This window comes from Aequorivita sp. IT1183, from assembly GCF_058068265.1.
Genome location: NZ_JBYRHS010000010.1, coordinates 1 through 5,090 on the forward strand (window position 1 = coordinate 1; position 5,090 = coordinate 5,090).

The window sequence follows — 5,090 nt, forward strand, 5'->3', positions numbered from 1 at the left end:
ATTTCTATTTATCGTTTTAGGGTAAAATGTCCTTTGAATTCTTTAGGCACGTCGTCTTCGGTGTATTCCACTCTGAACCAGTAATCGCTTGATGGCAGTGGGCTTCCCCCGAAGGTTCCATCCCATCCTGCGCCTAGCGGACTTAGTTGCTTAAGCAATTTTCCGAAGCGGTCAAAGATATATATTTTTGCCGTAGGGTCACCCGTAGCTATACCAATGATATTCCAAGTATCGTGATAACCATCTGCATTTGGTGTAAAGTACAGCGGATAGTCTATAACACCCACATCAATCGTTACGCTACCACACCCGAAAGCATCACGGATGGTCACCGTATGGTTTCCTGGGGTTACGTTTTCAAATAGATTGCTATCCTGGAATGGACCATCGTCCAATTGATATTCATACGTGCCCTCGCCTGTTGCTATCACTTCAATAATATGGTTGCCCGCAAAGGCGCCGTTTATTAAGTTAGCTTCATAAGTAAGTGGTGGCGAAGAAACAATCACCGTTGCGGTGGCTGTACTCTCGCAGCCCGAGGCAAGTTCTGTGATGGTAACCGTGTACGTGCCGCCCTGCAGTGCGATAATCGATGGACCTGTTTGCCCTACAATAATAACCCCATCCAAATCCCATTGGAAGGTGTAAAGTGTTGGGTCAAGACCTGTATCGATAATCGGTGGGGAGGGACTGCCCTCTTCTTCTGCAATTGGGTTGCCATTTTCGTCCACACAAAGGCGGTATTCGCCGTCCAGGGTAACATCTGGAAGTTGCTCTACCTTAAGTATCATATCTACCACAGTATAGCAGCTTGGCGTAAAAATGTTTGTCGTGTTGGTAACACGCACATAAATACGTTGCGGGTTGATGATGTTTACATATGGGAAGGTAATTACACCCGTACCTGCTTCTGCTCCTTCCAATGTTTCGTGGAAAGTTATAGGGAAGTCCATTGGGTCCTGCCCCGCCAATATTCCGGCGCGAAGGTCAGATACCTGCTGATCGCTAAAATTATCCAAATCGAACTCTGCAAAACCATCGCTCGGCATCAAATTATCACATATTACAAATGGCTCTGTCGGCGCTATTGCAATTGCACCTGGCTGAACTATTAATTCAAAACTTTGTACTCCACCAATGTAACAGCCTGTATCGGTATTGGTAATACCCGTAAAAATTGTTTGCGGGTTTATTGGGTTGTTGGCCCCATCTCTGTTACGATGTCCTGTAACATTTGTAATGGCATTGGTATTGTTTTCTGCATCAATTGCGGTTAGGTAAAAACTTACCGCCATTGGTGGTGCTGGTTGGCCGCCTAATATCTCACCAATCTTAGTGGTTAAATCAAAGACGCCTGCCTCAGTACCATCTGTTGAGCAGTATACATAAGGTTCTACCACAGCGCTGTCGTCTGGCAATGGCTCTACTATTAATTCAAGCTCCACGATTTCAAAACAACCTGTTGTAATACTAGTAGCCCGCACATAGATTATTTGTGGGTTACTTGTGTTTTGGTAGGCCGTTGTCTCTATCGTAGGGATAGCGTCAGTCTCTGTAACTGCATCGCCATAGCTTTCATAGTAGTCCAATGTCCAGTTGTTCCCGTTGCGTATTTGTGCATTGCGAATAGTAAGGTCAAACAGCTCTACTTCGTCATAAGGCCCCGGTGGTACAATTATGTTATAGTCACAAAGTACAATTGGGTCTGGCGTTACAGGATTTGGATTACTGATAACTCGTAGCGTAAGGGTGGTAAATGAAACGCACGCACTATTGCTATCCTCCACGCGCACATAAAGTACTTGTGGGTTGATAGGGTTTCCGCCAGCATCCATATTTACATAGGCTGTATCAGGATCGATACGGTTAATGTTATCCTGCGCATCTTCTTCTGTTAAGAAGTAAGTAACACCTTGGGTAAGCACACCATTGGTTATCTCTGAATTTTTCAGAGTAAGATCAAAAGTGGTCATCCCGTCATTCGTTTCGCCTAAATCGTCGCACACCTCCATCGCAGTCGGATCGGTTATTGGAAGTCCATTATTAACCACCAATTCAAAACTGCTGATTGCATAACACTCCGTGGCGTTGTCATCCAAACGAATCCAGATTGTCTGCGGGTTGCTAATGTTTGTATATGCTTCTGTCTCCACAATAAAGTTTAAACCTGTAAGGGCATCAGCTTGATTTAAGTGGTAGGTAAGGGTATAGTCTGTTGGAGACTGGCTACCATAGATTAAATCTTCTTGCTGGGTAAGGTCGAACTCTGCAAAACCACTGTCGTCGCAGGCTACCAAATCTGGAAGGTCCTGAGGAACTACTGGGCTTTCACGCACAATTAGCTCTAGGGTCACAATAGTATAGCATCCCGTGCCTCCTGGTGGATTGTTGTAAGCTGCACGAACATATAGTGTTTGGTTAAATGCAACTATATTCTCATACGGACTTGCCAATGGAAAACCACCTGTTCTGGCATCTAATAAATTTTCGTGGTAGGTAATAATAAGCGTTGGGTTGCCTCCGCGTATCTCAGCACTCTTGCTCTCCAAATTGAAGGAAGAGAGTCCGTTGTTGTCAACATCGCAAGCTATTAGCGGAGTAGGCTCCACTGGCTCTGGGTTCGGGTTGACAATTATAAAGAAACTCAATGCTGCACCACAACTATTTTGTCCGCCCACACTCACAAAAATCTCTTGTTGCGGGCTGGTAATATTCTGATATGTTGAAGGGTTTGTAATACGGATATCATTATTCAAGTCATCTTGCGAGGCGTAATAATAAACCGTCAACGTAGGATCGCCACCCGTAATTACTGGGGTATTCAACCTTAAATTGAAGGTAGAAATCCCATCATTATTGGTGCTACCATTTACTTCATCATCACAAAGAATTAGGTCGTTTGCGATTCCTGTACCTGGGAAGTCACCCATCTCGATTTCAAAAGAAGATACTCTCGCACAACCGGTGCCAAGGCTCTCCAAGCGTACCCAGATAGTCTGTCCCGAACTTTGGAATGCGTCTGCAGGATTAATTGCATTGGCGCCAGTATCGGCATCAGCCTGACTTTGGTGATAGGTTATTGGCTCAAAATCTGCTGGATCTTGTACGCCATATACTGCAGCGTTCTGCACTGTAAGATCAAAAATAGCTGTGCCATCGCCATCTTCATCGCAGGCAAATAGCGGATCTTGGAATGTAGCATCTGGCGCATCTGGTAACGCTACCACGATAAGCTCCAACTCCACAATAGTATAACAAGGAAGCTGCTCTGGCGGTACTTGGTTTGTAATACGAGCGAATACAATCTGGTTGTAAGGCACGATGTTAGTGTACGGGCTCAGGATTTCTGTTCCAGCAGCGCCATTCAATGCCGCTTGCATTGTTTCGTAATAAAAAATGGTAACATCTGTTTCTCCATTTAATATTTCTAAATCGCGATCCGTTAAATCGAACGTACTTACAATTCCATCATCGTCATCATCACAGATAATGATTGGGTCTGGATTCGGATTCGCATTCGGAACTGGAAGCACTGTTAGGGTTAGTGTGATTCTGATAGAGCAACCAAATTCTGATGTCACTCTTCCTATCACCGTTTGTGGGGTAGCGAAGTTTTGATACGTCGTTGGGTTAGGAATGGCATTGCCCGCAGCTTCATCAGCCGGGGTTACAAACCAAAGCACACTCAATGTAGGATCGCCACCTGTAACTAAAAAGTTCTGACTGGTTAAATCGAAGGTAGAAATCTCATCTGTTGGCGTACTGCCCTGCAATTCGTCGTCGCACAATACCATCTCAAAAGGTCCAAGATCCAATGGAATTGGGTCCACAATAAGGGTCAATGTAACAATATCGTAACAGCCTTCTGCTCCATTCGGGTTTGGAGGGATGCTACTGTTGGCGTTACCTACCACTAATACATAAATGTCTTGTGGGTTAGTAGTGTTAGTATAGGCTGCTGCGTTTTGGATAGCTGCAGAAAAATCTGGCGCGGTTAGCGCAAGGTCTCCGGCTATTTGCGCATCGGCAAGGTTTTCATAGTAATAAAGATCAAATCCGTTCGGGTCTAATGTGCCTAATATTTCTGGCTCTTTTTCGGTTAAATTGAAAAGGGTAAATCCATCGGCAACGGCATCATCACATTTTCTAAATGGCTCTGGCTCGGTGGCCACTGGGGAAGTGTGTACTTCTAGCGCAAAGGAAACGATAGTTTGACAAACATTGGCAGTAGTGGTTACGCGTGCCCAAACGCCACCTGTACCATAAGATGGATGTGCAGGATCGGTAATGGGGGTGTCTGAGTAAATCTGATCGTTCGTATAAAGGTTAGGTAACGGCAAACGGTTGTTTTGTGCATCTAGCAAGGTACCGTGATAAGTTACCGTAAGTGCAGGGTCTCCGCCTGTAATAATAGGGGTTTGCGTGCTTAGATCAAACTGTGCAAAACCGTCGTTGTTAGAGTCACAGGCTATAAAAGTGCCTGGTGAAGCGGCCACTGGCAAAGGTTCCACAATAATGAAAAAAGTGTTGGTCGCTCTACAGCCGTTCTCACTATATACCGTTACAAATATTTCTTGCTGAGGAATAATAACGTTTTGGTAGGCAGAAGGGTTTGCAATCGGGTTGTTGCTTGTCTGGTCTGCGGCACTGGCGTAATAAAATATCTCAAGACTTGGATTTCCAAGGGTAATTAGCGGTGTATTTACCGTAAGGTCGAACGTAGACAGGCCATCGTCTGCGGTACTGCCGTTTATTAGATCGTCGCACTTAGTTAAATCATTTCCTATTCCAATGGTAGGGAAAAGTTCCAGCTCTAGTTCAAAAGGGGTAACTCTTGCACAACCAGTAGCACGGCTCTCAAGGCGTACCCAGATAGTTTGCGCACCCGCACTTATATAAGTTGCAGGGTTAGGAATGGCATTGGCAGGGGTGTTTGCGTCTGCTTCTAATTCATAATAGGTAATAGGTAAAAAGTCTGCAGCGTTCTGAACACCTAATACACCGTCATCTTGAAGGGTTAAGTTGAAAATACCCGTACCGCTTCCACTTTCATCACAGCCTATAAAAGGATCTGCAAATGGTGGCATAAG

Annotated in this window: 1 protein-coding gene; it reads right to left on the reverse strand. The window is 44.9% G+C overall.

What is annotated here, in order from left to right; all coding sequences use genetic code 11:
* Positions 1–8: 8 nt before the first annotated feature.
* Positions 9–5,090, reverse strand: a 5,082-nt coding sequence (locus tag AC3RVF_RS15855; RefSeq protein ID WP_489693780.1) for a T9SS type B sorting domain-containing protein, incomplete at its 5' end; no start/stop codon positions are given.